13 protein-coding genes and 1 pseudogene are annotated in these 16,108 nt (G+C 63.6%); 9 read left to right on the top strand and 5 right to left on the bottom strand.

Going from position 1 to position 16,108, the window contains the following annotated elements; genetic code table 11:
• Positions 1-54: 54 nt before the first annotated feature.
• Positions 55-330 (bottom strand): hypothetical protein, encoded by a 276-nt coding sequence (locus ABZW16_RS26425; protein ID WP_354958738.1) that lies wholly within the window; start codon positions 328-330, stop codon positions 55-57.
• Between the two features lie 299 nt (positions 331-629).
• Between ABZW16_RS26425 and ABZW16_RS26420 the strand changes: the two genes are divergently transcribed.
• The 6 genes from ABZW16_RS26420 (at position 630) to ABZW16_RS26395 (ending at position 4,201) form a co-directional block, all read left to right on the top strand.
• Positions 630-779 carry a hypothetical protein gene (locus ABZW16_RS26420; protein WP_354958736.1) on the top strand — a complete coding sequence of 50 codons (150 nt, stop codon included), beginning with the start codon at positions 630-632 and terminating at the stop codon, positions 777-779.
• A gap of 179 nt (positions 780-958) precedes the next feature.
• Positions 959-1,807 carry an SAM-dependent methyltransferase gene (locus ABZW16_RS26415; RefSeq protein WP_354958735.1) on the top strand — a complete coding sequence of 283 codons (849 nt, stop codon included), beginning with the start codon at positions 959-961 and terminating at the stop codon, positions 1,805-1,807.
• Between the two features lie 76 nt (positions 1,808-1,883).
• Positions 1,884-2,243 carry a hypothetical protein gene (locus ABZW16_RS26410; protein ID WP_354958734.1) on the top strand — a complete coding sequence of 120 codons (360 nt, stop codon included), beginning with the start codon at positions 1,884-1,886 and terminating at the stop codon, positions 2,241-2,243.
• Positions 2,244-2,324: 81 nt separating this feature from the next.
• The gene (locus tag ABZW16_RS26405) at positions 2,325-2,780 is read left to right on the top strand and encodes a MarR family winged helix-turn-helix transcriptional regulator (protein ID WP_354958733.1); all 456 of its coding nucleotides are present in this window, start codon (positions 2,325-2,327) and stop codon (positions 2,778-2,780) included.
• Positions 2,777-3,199: an organic hydroperoxide resistance protein gene (locus tag ABZW16_RS26400; protein ID WP_354958732.1), complete on the top strand. Its 423-nt coding sequence runs from the start codon at positions 2,777-2,779 to the stop codon at positions 3,197-3,199. The genes ABZW16_RS26405 and ABZW16_RS26400 overlap by 4 nt, the downstream gene beginning before the upstream one ends.
• Positions 3,200-3,214: 15 nt before the next feature.
• Positions 3,215-4,201 carry a zinc-binding dehydrogenase gene (locus ABZW16_RS26395; RefSeq protein WP_354958731.1) on the top strand — a complete coding sequence of 329 codons (987 nt, stop codon included), beginning with the start codon at positions 3,215-3,217 and terminating at the stop codon, positions 4,199-4,201.
• 15 nt (positions 4,202-4,216) lie between these two features.
• Here the strand turns inward: ABZW16_RS26395 and ABZW16_RS26390 are convergent, their stop codons facing one another.
• From ABZW16_RS26390 to ABZW16_RS26375, 4 genes and pseudogenes are all read right to left on the bottom strand, one after another.
• On the bottom strand, positions 4,217-5,233 hold the full coding sequence (locus ABZW16_RS26390; protein ID WP_354958729.1) for an NADP-dependent oxidoreductase: 1,017 nt from the start codon (positions 5,231-5,233) through the stop codon (positions 4,217-4,219).
• A 280-nt stretch (positions 5,234-5,513) separates the two neighbouring features.
• Positions 5,514-6,386 carry a phytanoyl-CoA dioxygenase family protein gene (locus ABZW16_RS26385; protein ID WP_354958737.1) on the bottom strand — a complete coding sequence of 291 codons (873 nt, stop codon included), beginning with the start codon at positions 6,384-6,386 and terminating at the stop codon, positions 5,514-5,516.
• Positions 6,387-6,439: 53 nt separating this feature from the next.
• Entirely contained in the window at positions 6,440-7,330 is an 891-nt protein-coding gene (locus ABZW16_RS26380; RefSeq protein ID WP_354958728.1) for a class I SAM-dependent methyltransferase, read from the bottom strand.
• Between the two features lie 148 nt (positions 7,331-7,478).
• Positions 7,479-8,205 (bottom strand): annotated as a pseudogene (locus tag ABZW16_RS26375) (transposase).
• 702 nt (positions 8,206-8,907) lie between these two features.
• Here ABZW16_RS26375 and ABZW16_RS26370 point away from each other — a divergent pair.
• Genes ABZW16_RS26370 through ABZW16_RS26360 form a run of 3 tightly spaced genes read left to right on the top strand, consistent with a single transcriptional unit; the run spans position 8,908 to position 16,108 of the window.
• Positions 8,908-9,801 (top strand): hypothetical protein, encoded by an 894-nt coding sequence (locus ABZW16_RS26370; RefSeq protein ID WP_354958727.1) that lies wholly within the window; start codon positions 8,908-8,910, stop codon positions 9,799-9,801.
• Positions 9,798-13,781, top strand: coding sequence for a DUF6603 domain-containing protein (locus tag ABZW16_RS26365; protein ID WP_354958726.1), 3,984 nt, complete (start codon positions 9,798-9,800; stop codon positions 13,779-13,781). Before ABZW16_RS26370 ends, ABZW16_RS26365 begins: the two co-directional genes overlap by 4 nt.
• On the top strand, positions 13,778-16,108 hold the full coding sequence (locus ABZW16_RS26360) for a hypothetical protein (protein ID WP_354958725.1): 2,331 nt from the start codon (positions 13,778-13,780) through the stop codon (positions 16,106-16,108). The genes ABZW16_RS26365 and ABZW16_RS26360 overlap by 4 nt, the downstream gene beginning before the upstream one ends.

Below are 16,108 nucleotides of genomic sequence, written 5' to 3'. Positions count from 1 at the left end.
CCCGCACACGCGATGTGTGCGGGCGCCCGGTTCGCGCAGGCTGCTGCGAAGTTGCTATATGACCGCGTTCATGATCGTGCCCGCACTGGTCGCGACCGCACCACCGGCCATCGCGCTGGCGATCATCTTCGGCGACTGAAGCTGGCCGCCGGACCATTTCTCCCAGGCGAACCGACCGCCGCCGTAGGTAATGGCGGATACGCCGGAGAGCTGAATCAGCCAGGTGAAGTACCGACCCATTTGCTCCAATTTGTCCGACATCGGCGGCGCCTCCGGTGTCGGATTACTGACCTCGGCCAGTACGGTGTCGTGTAGTGCGGCGAGAATCATGCTCACTTCATGCTCCTTGTCGCATGCCGGTACTGCAGCGGATGTTCGGAAGAGCTTTCGCGATAGATCGCCATGACGCGTTGAGCTCATCGATTCAACCTCACCAAGATCACGTAGCGACAACGACACACCGGTCGGTACATGACCCAACTCACACTGCCCGGCCCATGCCGGTGAGCTTTCCCGGACTTACGATCTTGGTGGGGGGTCGCTGAATGTAAGGGACCGACAGCGAATCGGCGCGGCGCGGCGCCACCCACCGTCCTTGCCGACATCACCCGGAAAATCGGGGAGCGCACATGACTTTCCTGCTACCACTACTCGTACTGCTGCTGGTCATTCCGGTCGCAGTGATCGTGGCCGTCTACACCACCGTCATCGCGACCTATTGGGTCGAGATCCGGCACAGCGCCCGGCGCAATCCACCTGATCTGCCTGCCGTGCGCTAGCCCGCTCCGCGGCCGGATCCGGCCCCCGAATCGTTCCCCTGATGCCGCCCGAATCCCGGCGGGCCGAATGTCCCCCGGGCCTATCCTGAGCGAGCAAATTCGCAGTAGTGGGCCGTCGACCGTGGACGGCTCGGCGGTTGCGGGTACCCGACGGCCCGCCCGCCAGAGGAGGAATCGTCATGCCGGACAGCTGGACCGAAACCGTGACCGGATCACCGACCAAAATCGACACCAGCGTGGCTCATGAAGCGCGCGTTTACGATTATTGGCTCGGCGGAAAGGAAAACTATCCGGCCGACCGCGCACTCGGCGACGCGATAGCGACCCATGTTCCGGCCATCCGCAGCATGGCCCGCGCCAATCGGGCCTTCCTCGGGCGCGCGGTGCGCTACCTGCTCGACGCGGGCATCACTCAATTCCTCGATATCGGCACCGGCATCCCCACCGCGGGCAATACCCACGAAATCGCCCAGGGCATCGATCCCACCGCGCGGGTCGTCTACGTGGACAACGATCCGATCGTCCTGGCACACGCCAGGGCGCTCATGTCGAGCACCCGCGAGGGCAGAACTTCCTTTATCCATGCGGATCTGCACGATCCGGCCTCGATTCTGCGCGATCCGGCGCTCACCGCGACGCTGGACCTGGATCGCCCCGTCGCGATAATGCTGGTCGCGATCATGATGTATTTCCGCGACAGCGACGATCCACACGCAATCATCGAGAATCTGCTCGACGCGGTCCCGGCCGGAAGCCACCTGGTGATCACCCATCCCACCGCCGACTTCGACGACCACGCCATGGCCAGGGTGGTGGCCTCGGCCGAATCGGCCGGAATCACCTTCCGTCCGCGCAGCCGCACCGAAACCGAAAGCTTGTTCGCCGGAACCGAATTGGTCGAACCCGGCGTCGTTCCCGTGGTCACCTGGCATCCGGAACTGGTCGGCCACCTAACGAGCGGTGCTCGAGCCGTCCAGACCGACCCCGAATCGGCGTGGTACTGGGCAGGTGTCGGCCGCAAACAATGATCGCCACGTCCGTCGCGGCATCGGCTGACGTTTGAGTCGGCACCGCTCGGCAACTCCACCGGTGAGGTGATCGATCATGGTCAACGATCTGGAGAAGCGATGGACGGCGGACAACCGGACCTTCCGCCGGGTGGCGATCTATGTGGCGACGGTCCTTGCGGTGGCCGCGGTCGTCTTCGTGATCACCGCGATCTGGGCGGCCAACCGCGCAGCCTGCGCGAATGCGGAGATGATGCTCTGTGATACGCCCGCGAAGACCGCGGTAGTGGCCGGGCCGACCGTGGTGCTGATGCTCGGCGGCATCGGCGCGTTCGTGCAGACCTATCGGGAGTGGCGGCGCGGCAGGAGCTGGCCGATTTGGCAGGGTGCGGGCTGGTTCCTGTTCACCATGATGATCGTCTATCTGGGCATCGGCGGCGGCAGCGTCGCGGGATAACCAGCCCGCGCACGGTTGTTGTGACATGAACCACGGACCAATTAGTTGTGCGCAATATAATTGCCCGCTACTGTAATGGACATGACCGATCACCTCACTCTCGACGAGCAGCTGTGCTTCCGGCTGTATGCCGCGTCGCGGGCGATGACGGCGGTCTATCGCCCGAAGCTCGAACGCCTAGGGCTGACCTACCCGCAGTACCTCGTCATGTTGGCACTGTGGGAACGCGACGGTCGCAGCGTCGGCGACCTGTGCGAGGCACTCCTACTCGATTCCGGCACCCTGTCCCCGCTGCTCAAGCGGCTGGAGGCGGCGGGGTTGGTCGAGCGACGCCGGGCAGCGGCCGATGAACGTCGGGTCGATGTCCAACTCACCGAGCACGGCCGCCGGCTGCGGACCGAAGCACGGTGTCTGCCAATGGAAATGGGCGAGGCCAGCGGCCTGTCCCCCGACGATTTCATCGCACTGCGCGAAACCCTTCGGCGACTTACCGATTCGCTGATGCTGCACCCCCGATCGAAAGAGAGTCAGACATGACCGTCCTGTACACCGCCGAAGCCCTCGCGACCGGCGACGGACGCAACGGCCACGCCCGCACCTCCGACGGCAAGCTCGACCTCGCCCTCGACATCCCCAAGGAAATGGGCGGCAGCGGCGTTGGCACCAACCCGGAGCAGCTCTTCGCGTCGGGCTACGCGGCCTGCTTCCACAGCGCACTGCGCCTGGTCGGCAAGCGCGAAGGCGTCAATGTCGACGATTCCGCGGTGGGCGCGAAGGTCGGCATCGGCCCGAACGAGGCGGGCGGCTTCGAGCTGACCGTCACCCTCGAGGTTTCGCTGCCGCACCTGTCCCCCGCCGAGGCGCAGGCCATCGCGGATAAGGCACACCAGGTGTGCCCGTACTCCAACGCGACCCGCGGCAATATCGACGTCCAGGTCACCCTCGCTGACGACTGACGAAAGGAATTCACCATGCGTGCCGTAGTCATCGAAAGTTTCGGCGAACCAAAGGATGTGCTCACCATCGCGCAGCGGCCGACGCCCGAACCGGGCGCGGGTCAGGTGCGGATCGAGCTCATTCTCGCGCCCATTCACAATCACGATCTGGCGACCATCCGTGGCATATACGGCTATAAACCGGAGTTGCCCGCGATTCCGGGCACTGAGGCCGTCGGCCGGATCGACGCGGTGGGCGCGGATGTGACCGGGCTGGAGGTCGGTCAGCGCGTGAGCGTTTCCGGCATCCACCAGGTGTGGGCCGAGTACTTCCTGGCCAGGGCGACGCAGGTGGTTCCGCTGCCCGACAGCATCTCCGATCAGACGGCGGCGCAACTGCTGGCAATGCCGCTCAGCTCCTTGATGCTGCTGGAGGATCTGCGGGTGGCGCCCGGCGACTGGATCGCGATTAATGCCGCCAACGGTGCGGTCGGCCGCCTGATGAATGTGCTTGCGCGGCAACGCGGTATCAATGTGCTCAACCTGGTGCGCGGTTCTGCGTCGGAAAAGGCATTGCGCGAGCTGGGCTTCGAGCCGGTCTTCGATACCGAATCCGAGGGCTGGCTCGACCGCGCCATCGCATCGACGGCGGGCGCGCCGGTCGTGCGCGCCGTGGACCAGGTCGGCGGGCGGGCGGCCGACGCGCTGCTCTCGCTGCTCGGCCCCGGTGGTGAGCTGATCTCGTTCGGTGCGCTCTCCGGTCAGCCGCTATCCATCAATCCGGGTCCGCTGATCTTCAAACAGGCTGTCATCAAGGGCTTTTGGGGTACCAAGCGGGCCGAGCAGACCAGCAGTGAGGAGATGCGGCGGCTGATCGGCGAATTGGTGGGCATGGCGGCAACGGGTGCGCTGCGACTCGACGTCGAGGCCACCTACCCGCTGGAGGCCGCGGCCGATGCCGCCGCCGCGAGCGAAACGCCGGGGCGGTCGGCAAAGATCGCGCTGTCGCCGCAGCCGGTGTGATCCGGCCCGGGTCCGCTACCCGACCCGCACGAGGAGCTTGCCGAAATTGCGGCCCTCGAGCATGCCGATGAACGCCTCCGGCGCATGCTCGAGGCCGTCGACAATGTCCTCGCGGTAGCGGACCCGGCCCTCGGCGATCCATCCCGACATCTCCCGCAAGAAGTCCTTGTACATCTCGCGGACGAATTCGCTCTGGATGAATCCGCGCACCGTCAGGCTCTTGGTCAGAATGCGACCGTAGAAGCCGGGCAGCCGATCGGGTCCGGCGGGCATTCCGGTCACATTGTAATTCGCAATTAGTCCGCAAACCGGCACGCGCGCATAGGTATTCAGCAGCGGGTACACCGCGTCCGCCACCGCACCGCCGACATTTTCGAAATAGATATCGATACCGTCGGGGACTGCCGTGCGCAATTGGTCTGCGAAATCCGGTGCGCGGTGGTCGATCGCGACATCGAAGCCCAATTCCGTACGCACATAGGCGCATTTCTCCGGCCCACCCGCGATGCCGACCGCCCGCGCGCCCTTGATGCGGGCGATCTGGCCGACCGCGGAACCGACCGGACCGCTGGCCGCGGCCACCACCAGGGTCTCCCCCGCGATCGGCTGCCCGATCTGCAACAGTCCGGAATAGGCCGTGAAGCCCGGCATGCCGAGCACACCGAGCGCGGTTGATATCGGCGCTTTGTCCGGATCCAGCTTGCGCAGACCCGCTGCGGGCGCGACCTGATGCGTCTGCCAGCCCGAATAGGCCAGCACCACATCGCCTTTCGCCAGCGACAGATCATGGGATTCGAGCACCTCGGCGACGGTGCCACCGACCATCACATCCCCCACCTCGACCGACGCCGCATATGATTCCGCGGCGCTCATCCGCCCACGCATATACGGATCCAGCGATAAATACAGCGTGCGCAACAACACTTCCCCTGCGCCGGGCTCCGGCAATCCCACGGTCTCGATCCGGAAATTCTCCGGAGTCGGTGCGCCCTCCGGCCGAGATGCCAGCACAATCCTCGTCGACTGGAACATATGCCTTATTGTAGATGTAGTTCAGAGCTGACCACTGGATCCCGAGTCGATCGCATGGTTTAGGGGTACTTTCGGATGCAACCTTCAGCTTGGCTTCGCGTCGCTCCGCAGCGGTCGGATCGTTTCCTCCTCTGTTCGGGTCGGTAGAGATCCGGCAGCCGGGCTCTGTGCCAATTCGTGGGATCTGTCGGCCGGTAGGTTGCGGAAATAGGTTCTGGCCGATCAGCGGGAGCGACGGGATCGGCCCATCGGGAAGGTTTGGTATAGCAGCATAATTCGGCTAAGCGCCCGTCTGTGGGATTGCCGGATCGGGGGTTTCGAGAAGCCGCTTCGGGTGCATGCCGTCGACAGCCCCCATGAACGGTGGGTGGATGCTGTAGCCGAGCATGCGGCGGATGTCCTCGGACACCGTTCGTGCGGTTTCTCGGCTGGTCGATAGCGTGTACGCCTCCTGAGGGCGCAGCCACGGTTCGCAATACTGTGCGGTCACGGCAAGCCGAGCAGCGGTGGTCTGGTTCGCGCCGCCACCGTGCCAGAGGGTTCCGAGGTAGAACACGCACGAGCCCGCGGACATCCGCGTGCGGACCCGGGTGTCGGATTCGGTCGGTTGGCGTGAATCCCATCGGTGGCTGCCGGGCAGAATCACCGTGCTGCCGTTGCGATCTGTGAACGGGTCTATGGCCCACATCGTCGCGGCGCTCAGCGGCGGGCGGGGCCTGGGTATCGGATAGAAGCCGTCGTCGTGGTGCAGGAGCTGGGCCTGCTCACCGGGGAGGATGTTGATCACCTGCAGCTGGGAGAGTAGGTAATTCGGCAGGAACAGCCGGTCGAGCAGGGCCAGCACGCGCGGATGGTCGAGCAGCCGGTCGTAGACGCGGGTCTTCTCGAGCAGGCTGTACACCCGCTGGGTTTGTTTGCCCTCGAACGTATTTCGGCCGTGTGGGCCGAGCAGAGCCGTACTTGCGGCGCGTATGCGTTCGCATTCCTCGGGTGTGATCAGGTCCGGTAGAACGACGTAACCGTCGCGGTCGAGGGCGTGCATATCGGCATCGACCGCCGCGGGGTCGATCGTCGCTCCCGCGCTGGCCGAGGCCCGGTGGCGTCCAGCCAGGTCGACACGCAGGTCGTCGAGTTCGGTGATGACATCGTTCACGCGGGGCGTGGGTCCCGGGTTCATGACTGACTCCTCGCTGGCTAGACGGCCGGTCACGCCTCGGGCGGCGGATCAGCCACCTTGCGAAGCGAGATTCGGTAGAGCACAAGGTGTTCCCGGTCGAACTGCCGGATGGACGCCTCCAGATAACGTTCGTATGCCTCGGTAATGCGGGCGCCGACGAGCCGTTGCGCGTCCGCGCGGTGTGTCCGGAGCCTGCGCAGCCACTCCGCACAGGTGGTCGAGTAGTCGTGACGATCGTTGACCACCGAACCGATTTCGAAAAGTTTCTCCGCGGCGTGGGCGAGTTCGGACAGTCGCGGTGGATCCGATTCCGGAAATATCTCGTTCGCTAGGAACTGCACATCGTTGAGCGCGTTGTGGTCCAGCGGCCGGTTGCCCTTGCCGATCGTCTGGATGACCAGCCCGCCGCCCGGGCGGAGCATGCGAGTGCAGTGCGTGAAGAACTCTCGATAGGCCGCGGTGCGGTCGCGCCGAGACAGACCGAATTTCACGAAGTGTTCGAGTGCACCGACGCAGAATATGACGTCATAAGCAAGGTCCGGACGATGTGTGTTCCAGTGTTCGAGCCGGACATCGATCCGATCTGTGGAATGCGTTCGGACATAGTCGTATTGGTCTCGGCTGAGAGTGAGGCCGGTGATGCGGGCCTGCCCGTTCCGGTCGGCTACCCGTCGCATCAAGCTGCCCCAGCCGCATCCGATGTCGAGCACGCGCTGCGCGCCGGCGATGTCGGCCCGCTCGATCAGATAGTCGAGCTTGCGCTGCTGCGCACGGTCGAGATCGTCGCCCTCGGACCATAATGCGCACGAGTAGGTCAGGCTGCTGTCGAGCCACAGCCGATAGAACTCGGTTCCGACGTCATAGTGATGGCGGACCGCATCCGGTGACGCGCCTTGGTATTCATTGATTTCCGATACCATCGTCGAGGCCCTATCCTCCGGTGAAGTCGAGTCGGATAGACCGCTCGGCCTCTGGTGTGGCCCGCAGGCCACGATGACGTCAGGAACCTCCCCGTGAGTGGCTGACCTGATTGCCAATGGTTTTCTCGGCGAACGTGTTCCACCGTAGCTAATCGATGGCAGTTCCGGCAAGGATCCGGAGTCGATTTGACATGGCTTGCACCAGAGCGGATTTCACCATGGCGGCGAGGACCTGGGTGCGGCTGGGGTGCATGATCACCGCGAGGAGACGGCGGATGTCGGCGACTGTGATCCGGCCCTGCGCGTGTGGGCTTTTGGGTCGCTGACGGTGAGGAAGGCGTGGGCGAGCATGACCAGGATGATGTGGTGGTAGTAGGGCCTGTGTTGAAGCGGGTGAGGGCGGGCGTGTCGACCTGTCCTGACGCGGATCGGAGCCGTTGGTTGATTGCGGCGATGTGGATGGTGGCGAGGTAGCGGACGGCGCGTTTGATGCCCCTATGGATGTGAAGCCGCAGAAGGTAGTGACGTGGGTGGGCTGGTACTGCCGTTGCACACCAGCGGATGTGGTGCCCTTCTTCAGAAATCCGGTCTCGACACCGGTCAGGACCGCATCGGGATCGCCGAGGTGTTCGACCACATAGTCACGCACATCATCACGCACCCTGTCCACATCCCAGTCAGGGCGCCGCGGCAACCGTTGCATCCCGTCTGGACTCACGTCACCAGCGCGTTCGGACGAAGTTCAACCGTTCCTACGCTCCAGACCCGCGGTCAACCCGCGCACATCCTCCCACGCCCAGGCCCGCGGCTCCGACCGGGTGAACCGGATCCCGATCCTGAACATCCAGCTCGGCCACAACACGATCCAACACCACACAACAGATCTACCAGCACCGGACGACCGAGCACGACGGGTTCCCGGCATCGGCCACGCCCTTTCATATGACCGGCGTGGAATGATCGACCGCGGACAACGACCAGAAAGGGCCGTGCCTCGTAAGCCCCGCGCCAGTCTTTCGTTCCGGCGCCCACCCGCTTCCAGCGCGAGCGTCGTTCGTGGCGACGCGCGTTACGCACTGGCGGTGATTGCCAGGCTCGAGTGGGACCAGAGACGACCTATTGTCAGGTAAAGCCGCTGCGGCACTGCACATTTCGTGGCATTTCGCCACCGGTATCGCCTGCTCTGGATGGGGCAGGAGGGCCGGATGCATGCTCGTCGATTGCTGCGGATCTTCATGGGAAGCCCTGACGGATCCTCGGGAGCGTTGTCCTCTCGATGTCCCCCGCAGCTCTCGGGCACTGCAGCGCATCGTTGACCGCCTCGACTCAGCGACCCGACAGGTCGGCGCCTGCGACAGATCGTGCACGATGGTAAAATACCCCCCGATTCTCTTGGCGTCGATGAATTCAACCGACGCTGAAAATTAGCCATTCCGCCACCGTCATTGCCCGCAATCTCTTGCGGGCGATTCGCCGTTCCCACCTAGGCAATCCTGATAAGATGGCCGCGATCTCATGAATGGATCTACTCCGCGTGTCCGTTGGATTCTGCTCTGCTGCGCGAAAAGAGTTCTGCCATGCCGTTGGATAATGCCGATAGGTCGGAAGACTTCAATAAAGATGCCTTCGCAAAGGACCCATACAGCAGGATGATCGCGTTTCTGAGACAGCGATACGGGACTTGGGAAAGAGAACCCAGAGACCTGGATCATCATTTCTTCACGGTAAGATTCTCGTTCCCGGAAGAAGTCGGGGGTGACGGGCCCGAGGGATCGGTCGATCTATATTTCCAAAAGTCGAATCTGTATCTTCGAGGCTGGACAGTTGACCGTGAAGACGCCGATGTTCGGTTCATGGCGGCCTGGGATAATCAGGAATGGGCTCAGGGAAATTGGCCGACGGCCTTGGCGAAGCTGCCGTATCGCGGTAGGGGATATCTGGGCGCGACCCCTGTTGAAGGCAAAATCTATGTTGATATTAGTTACTCCAGGGGTAATGACAACGCGGGTGACTTGCTCTCGAAAGGCCGCTTTTTCAAAGATATTCGAGTATTGCACAGGCACCTATCCGGCCTGAATCGCAGGCTACACGGTAATGATCGTAGGAACGCTCTGTCGAGCGATCTGGAGAATGTAACAATGTCGCTGCATCGACTGGCGCGAATGACATCGGAGATGGCGCGTTTCGATGGGTACCGCGACCATCTCGGCAAGAAATGGGTGGGCGGAATTCCTCTGGGCAATCAACCGCCGTCGAATTATTGCTGGGGGGAATTTGAAGGTGGCGATAAAAATAAAGTCGAAATAAAACGGATGCCGCCATTCTATCTGATAATAAGAGACTGGGAGGCACTGAGTAAAGCTGCGGATGGCACGACCGCGGGATTTCGTCGCGGAAGTTGTTGGGTCAGCCGCCCAATGGCCATGGAAGCTCTGGGCAATTCGGGGGCACGCTGGAAGAGCCGGTCATGAATGATTCGCCGCAAAAACAGTCCGCGCTCGATCTGAACGCTTTGAGAGAGCATTTGATCGGGTTGGGCGGGGTGCCGGTTCTCGAGTCGTCCGATGATCAGTTGCCCGATCAGTTGCGAGATATGCTGGGTACCTTCGCCGGCTGTGAGATCCAAGCCGCCGGGGGGCCGCTGGCTCCGGAACTCACGGGGGGAAAGTCATTGACGGTTTCGGTCTCATGGACCGAGCAGGCTTGGCCGGCGGCCGCAGCCCCCGCCACGACCGTGACCGGGATGGCGGTCACGGTTATGCAGGACGGCACGGTCACCTGCGTGCTGAGTGGCAAGTTCGATGGGACGCCAGTGTTTTCCACACTCACCGCGAACGAATCCGGTGCGTTGCGTGCGGCCGTGCGGTCGGTGCAGGCCAAGGCGTTCACCCTGGCCACCCTCGTTGAGCTACTCGTCAAGGATCGGTTGGCGGATCTGCAGAAAGGGCTGCAAGATCTGAAGCTCACGCTGGGTGAGGTTCTGGGATTCGACTATCGCTTCGAGAAGAAGGCCGATGCGACGCCGATCACCTATGTGGTCGCATCGACAGGAGTCACCGCCGAGCTTCCGTTCGCCAACGATGTCGACTTGGTCGTTGCGCTGTGGCTGGAGGACAAGTACATCACCGGTAGCTTGAAGCCGAGCGTATCGAAAGACGCGATCGACGTCTCACATCTCCTCGATGGCTTCGGCTTGTTGACACCGGAGGTGCCGACCGGTCTCGAGATTCGGGAGCTGCGTTTCAGCGGCGGGTTCGGCGGTATCTACGAACTGTCGATGCATTTCGACAGTACTTGGAAGATAGTCGATTTTGCGATCGAAGAGCTGTCGATGACGCTGGCCTACAGCCCGGATGAGGGGATCGTCGGCCGGTTTTCGGGAACGGTGAACATCGCCGGGGCGATCCCCATCGAGATCACTGCGGCACGCACGCCCGGCACGGACGGCAGCTGGATGTTCGAAGGTGGCATCCCGGCCGGCGAGGCCGTCACAATGGAAGCGTTGCTTCCCGCGCTGAAGCTGAAAAATCCTGTGCCCGCGCCGATTTCGAGTCTGAAACTGAGCAGTTTGTGGCTTTCACACAAGGCCGGCAGCAAGGAGTTCCGATTCACCTGTGTCGGCGACATCCACATTACCGACACACTCACCGCGTCGATCGGCGCCACCATTACGCGCACCGACAGCGACGCCCAGTACGGCGGACGCCTGATCGTCGGCAGCTTCGAACTGGATCTGCTCTTCGACACCAAGGGCAATACCCAGACCGTGATCGGTGCCTACACCACCGTGGGTACCGGTGCGCCAGTGGATCTGCGGGAGTGGGTCGGGGAATTCTCTACGGATCTGGCGGTGGTGGTACCCGAGGGCCTGCGGGTCGGTCTGCGCGACGCGAAGGTCATCCGGGTGACAACCGGGACGGGACAACCGGGTTTGCTGGTCGGGTTCGATCTGGGTGCGAGCCTGGATCTGGCGAATCTGCCGTTGGTAGGTGGGTTCCTGGCCTCGATCGGGACGCTGAGCATCGACGATCTCCAGGTGCTGTACAGCACGGCTGCCGTGGATTCCGGGACGGCCGGCTCGGTCAACACGCTGCTCGGGACCGCCGGGGTGCAGTCGATACCGACCGGGGGGCTAAAGGCCGGTCCGGCTGTTCAGGCGACGTTGATGCTCGGTGGCGCCCCAGTCCCGGTGGCTCTGGGTTTGCCTGCGGCGGCCGCTGCGCCGCAATCGGTGGTGCTGGCCGCGGGTGCCGCGCCCCCGTCGAATTCGCCGAGTGTCTGGGTGCAGGTGCAAAAGCAGCTCGGTGCGTTGCAGGTCGATCGGATCGGATTGATCTATCAGCACAATGCGCTGCTGTTCGCGCTCGATGCCGCAGTCAAGCTGGGGCCGTTGACTTTGAGCTTCGATGGTCTGGCGGTGGGGTCGCCGCTGGACAAGTTCGAGCCGACGTTCGCGCTGTCGGGTCTGGGGGTGGCGTTCACGAATCCGTCTCTGACGGTTTCCGGTGCGCTGCTGCATGTTCTGAATCCGCCGAAGGGTATTGATTTCCAATACGACGGTGCCGCTGTCGTCGAGACGCAAAAGTTTTCGCTGTCCGCGGTCGGGTCGTATGCGCAACTGTCCGACGGCAAGTCGTCTGCGTCCGACGGCAAGCCGTCTCTGTTCGTCTTCGCGCAGCTCGATGTGCCGATCGGTGAGCCGCCTCTGATCATTACCGCGCTGATGGCCGGTTTCGGCTTCAACCGGGACTTGAAGATCCCGTCTGCCGCGGAGGTTCCGAACTTCCCGTTGCTGGTGCTGGACAAGCCGGGCCAGAAGGCGATGGATGTCCTCGACGTCTTGGAGGGTCGTAAGCCGGCCGCACCGGGTGGCACATCCAAGGAGTGGATTGCGCCGCGGGAAGGCAACTATTGGCTGGGCGTGGGCGCGCAGCTGACGGTTTCCGAGGTGGTGACGGCGACCGTCGTGCTGGCCGCCGAGTTCGGCCACGACCTGATTTTCGCCATGTTGGGAACCGCGATTCTGCAACTTCCGTTGAAGGACGAGTCGGCGGAAATCTATGTCTATGCCGAGCTCGGTCTCGAAGCCACCCTGCGGCCGATCGACGGTATCGCGCAGGCGCAGGCTCAACTGTCGGCGGCATCCTACGTTCTGACCAAGGATTGCCATCTCACCGGCGGTTTCGCCGCTGCCCTATTCTTCGGCTCGAATCCTCATGCGGGACAGTTCGTTTTCACCCTCGGCGGGTATCACCCGGCGTTCCAGGTGCCGTCTTATTTCCCGGCCGTCCCGCGCCTGGGTATCCGCTGGGCGGTCAGCAGCATGGTGTCGATCAGCGCTGAGGCCTATCTGGCGGTGACCCCGTCGTGCGCGATGGCCGGCACGCACCTTCAGGTGCTGTATCAGTGGGGTCCGGTCCAAGCGTGGTTCACCGCGCAAGCCGATCTGCTGGTGTCGTGGCGGCCCTTCGCGTTCACCGCAGGGATCGGCATCGAGATCGGCGCATCGGTCACGATGTCCGTCCTGGGTGTCCAAAAGACGTTCTCGGTATCGGTCGGTGCCTGGCTGCGGTTGTGGGGGACACCGTTCGGCGGCACCGTCACGGTGAAGCTTCTCGTGTTCAAAGTGACCATCGCGTTCGGCGACAACGGTCGTGCACTGCCAGCCAAACCCCTGACGTGGCACGAGGTTTCGGCCATGCTGCCCGCGCGGGACAAGGTTCTCGCGATCACTGTGGTGAGCGGGCTGGACAGCGCCATCCCCGATGCCGGGAGTTCGGGTGGTAAACGCTGGCTGGTTCGCGCACGCGACTTGCGTTTCACCACCCAGTCGGCGATCCCTGCGAGTCATCTGCGGATCGGTACCGCACCGCTGACCCCGCAGCAAGGTGACGGTCCAGGCATCGACATCCGGCCGATGAACCGCACGGGTCTGGCCGGTGTGCATCGAATGACCGTGCAGCACAACGGAAGAGATATCAAGACCGACGGGTGGACCATCACCCCGGGCAAACACAATCTGCCCGCGTCGCTGTGGGGTTCACCGCCCTCACCGTTCGTCCACACGCCCGGCGGGCCCAGCGCCGATGTCGTCTCCGACCAGCAGGTCGGCTATCAGGTGCAGGCACCACGCCCGACGCCAGCACCGTCGCGCGGCGTATTCCCGCTCAGCACCTACGCATTCGAGGAGATCCAGCCCGGCGTGTCGCCGCTGCCGCAGCATCCCGCCGACAACAAGGACTATCTGTCCGGGCCCGACAAGAACGCGATGGCGAACCTGGCCAGGGCCGCGGCCGATCCGGCCAAGAAGAGCCGCGATCAGGTTTTCGCCGCGCTATTGGCCGCCAAGCTCTACACCGGCGGCAACGACAACCTGGTAACCCTGGCCGCCGAGGCCACTCACCTGTTCGCTCAGGCGCCGATGGTCCAGAAAGCGGGGAACCCGTCATGAGCAGTCGCCCGCATCTCGCCCGTGACACGATTCCACCGGGCGATGTCGAACTCCACGACAACTATGTGCCGGGCCTGCAGGCCGGGAACTATTCGATCGAGGTCACCCATGATCTGTTGACGGGAACCGGTTCCGGTGCTTCATCGATCATCGAGGACGGAAAGTTCCACGCCACACAGCAGTTCACGGTCCGCGGCCCGCAGATCTCGATCGATCCCGGCGCGGTGCTGGCCAAACAGCCGGCCGATTCCAGTAGCGGCCAGTTCGACAGGGTGTTGCCGCACGTGGTCCTGGGTGATCCGATGCTGCCGTGGGAGCGCACCATGGCCGCCAAGGACGGCACACCGTGGTTGGCGTTGCTGGTTCTCACCGAAGACCAACTGGTCGGTGCGATCACCGATCGCACCCGCACCATCAATGCCACCGTGCAAGATTTCCTCGCCAAGGACTCCAGCGTCCTCAAGCCCTCGCTGTCCCGCGAACCCGATATCGCCATCGACTCACCCTGCTGCTACATCCAGGTCACCGCGGATGCCTTCCGCGCGGTGACACCGAGACTCACCGAGGCGCACTACCTTACGCACGCACGAGGCGCGAACACAGCCGACCGCCCGATCCTTGGCATCGCCGAAGACGGCCTGTTCTCGGTGGTTGTCGCGTCTCGATTCCCCACGGCGGGCGACGCCGCGACCGGAACCAAGAACATCGTGCACCTGGTCTCGCTCGAGGGTCACGAGAAGATGCTGGTGGACAACCCCAACTTCGGCGGGCACAGCTCGGTGGCACTGCTGTCGCTGTGCAGCTGGTCGTTCTGGTGCTACTCCGACCCGAAGGGCGACTTCCGCGAACTGGCCGAAGCTCTGGCGTGTCTGCCGAATTCGGCCACCCGCGCTCCGGCCGAACAGATGTGGCTCAGACTGTCCTCGCCCTACCCGGACACCACGAATTCTACTGCGCCACAACGCCAAGTGGCCCGCCGGCTCAATGACGGTTTCGTGCCGTTGCCATATTCGACGCGCTCGGGGGAATCCACGTACGCCTGGTATCGGGGTCCGTTCACCCCGGTCGTCCCGGCCGCCACACCGCAGGCGGCCACCGCGACCTCGTCGGACGCGCTCATCGGCTACGACCCGGCATGGGGCAGTTTCGATGTCTCTCTCGCGTCCGCATTCGAGATGGGAAGGGCTCTGGCCGTCAGTGATTCGGCGTTCGCGCAGGACCTCATGGTGCTGAAACGAGCCGCGCGCGGTGTGGTCGACAAGCTCTATCAGCAATACATCAGCACGCATCTGCCTGCCGGTGCTGGTTCGTCGAGCGCGGTCGCCGCGTTCGGTGCCATGCTGAACGGCAATCTCATGAGCACGCTGGGCAAGGCACCCGCCCGCCCCAGTAAGGCGTGGACCCCACCCGCACCCATCGCGCCACCGCCGGATCAGCATGCCGCGCTTGCCGGCTTCCTCGACTCGCCGCAAACCCGAGCGGCCCTGCAATCCGCCATCGGCCAGCCGCCGCTGTCGGAGCACCTCGCGCCGATCGCAGCCTGGCTCGGGCAGCGGATACTGCTCTACGGTATACCGTTCACCCAGCTCGTCCCGGAAGCGGCCATCCTGCCGGTCGAGTCGCTACGATTCTTCCACGTCGACTGGAACTGGTTGAACGCCTTGGTATCCGGTGCGCTGAGCATCGGATCACAGTCCAGCCGCGATGGCGTGCAGGATCGGATCGTCGGCGACTACGTTCGGGTGTCAGCGACGCAGAATGCCTTGGCGCATCGGGACGAGTCGCGTGGAGTGGCCGCACACCGTCCGCGTGGCTCAGCCGGCGCCGAGGCGCCGCAGCGCATTTCCGGCTTCCTACTGCGTTCGGCAATCGTCTCCGGCTGGCCGAACCTGGCGGTGCGCGGTTACGACCCCGCGGGAAAGCGCCTTCCGATACTGCGCATGGACCATCTCTCGCCGAACGTGCTGCTGTGCCTGTTCGAGGGCATCCCCTCCCTTGTCGAGCTGCGCGAGCCCCAGGAGGGGTTCCGCTTCGGTGTCGACGACGAGGGATACATCCCCTTGCGTAATCTGTTGCCGTCCAAGGATTCCAAGGGCTCGCACCTTGGCGATACCTTCCCCGATGACCTGAAGTTCTCGGTCTTCGACAACGTACGGTCCGGCCTCGGCTACCGGGTTCTCGATCTGAGTCGCCTCGTGCCGAATCTCGAATCTGCACTCGCCGACGCTCACAAACGATCCGTCGCGCCCATCGGCCCCGCCGACCTCGCCCTGCAAATGGTCCGGGTGCCCGAGGCGATCCGCTTCGAAGGTCCCGACCGCAGCTAA

This window comes from Nocardia sp. NPDC004604 (assembly GCF_040609795.1).
Classification (GTDB): Bacteria; Actinomycetota; Actinomycetes; order Mycobacteriales; family Mycobacteriaceae; genus Nocardia.
This window is presented reverse-complemented; position numbering and strand designations above follow the sequence as displayed.

Coding starts and splice junctions, on each gene's coding strand:
- ABZW16_RS26425 (WP_354958738.1), bottom strand. CDS start 330: ATGATTCTCGCCGCACTACACGACACCGTACTGGCCGAGGTCAGTAAT.
- ABZW16_RS26420 (WP_354958736.1), top strand. CDS start 630: ATGACTTTCCTGCTACCACTACTCGTACTGCTGCTGGTCATTCCGGTC.
- ABZW16_RS26415 (WP_354958735.1), top strand. CDS start 959: ATGCCGGACAGCTGGACCGAAACCGTGACCGGATCACCGACCAAAATC.
- ABZW16_RS26410 (WP_354958734.1), top strand. CDS start 1,884: ATGGTCAACGATCTGGAGAAGCGATGGACGGCGGACAACCGGACCTTC.
- ABZW16_RS26405 (WP_354958733.1), top strand. CDS start 2,325: ATGACCGATCACCTCACTCTCGACGAGCAGCTGTGCTTCCGGCTGTAT.
- ABZW16_RS26400 (WP_354958732.1), top strand. CDS start 2,777: ATGACCGTCCTGTACACCGCCGAAGCCCTCGCGACCGGCGACGGACGC.
- ABZW16_RS26395 (WP_354958731.1), top strand. CDS start 3,215: ATGCGTGCCGTAGTCATCGAAAGTTTCGGCGAACCAAAGGATGTGCTC.
- ABZW16_RS26390 (WP_354958729.1), bottom strand. CDS start 5,233: ATGTTCCAGTCGACGAGGATTGTGCTGGCATCTCGGCCGGAGGGCGCA.
- ABZW16_RS26380 (WP_354958728.1), bottom strand. CDS start 7,330: ATGGTATCGGAAATCAATGAATACCAAGGCGCGTCACCGGATGCGGTC.
- ABZW16_RS26370 (WP_354958727.1), top strand. CDS start 8,908: ATGCCGTTGGATAATGCCGATAGGTCGGAAGACTTCAATAAAGATGCC.
- ABZW16_RS26365 (WP_354958726.1), top strand. CDS start 9,798: ATGAATGATTCGCCGCAAAAACAGTCCGCGCTCGATCTGAACGCTTTG.
- ABZW16_RS26360 (WP_354958725.1), top strand. CDS start 13,778: ATGAGCAGTCGCCCGCATCTCGCCCGTGACACGATTCCACCGGGCGAT.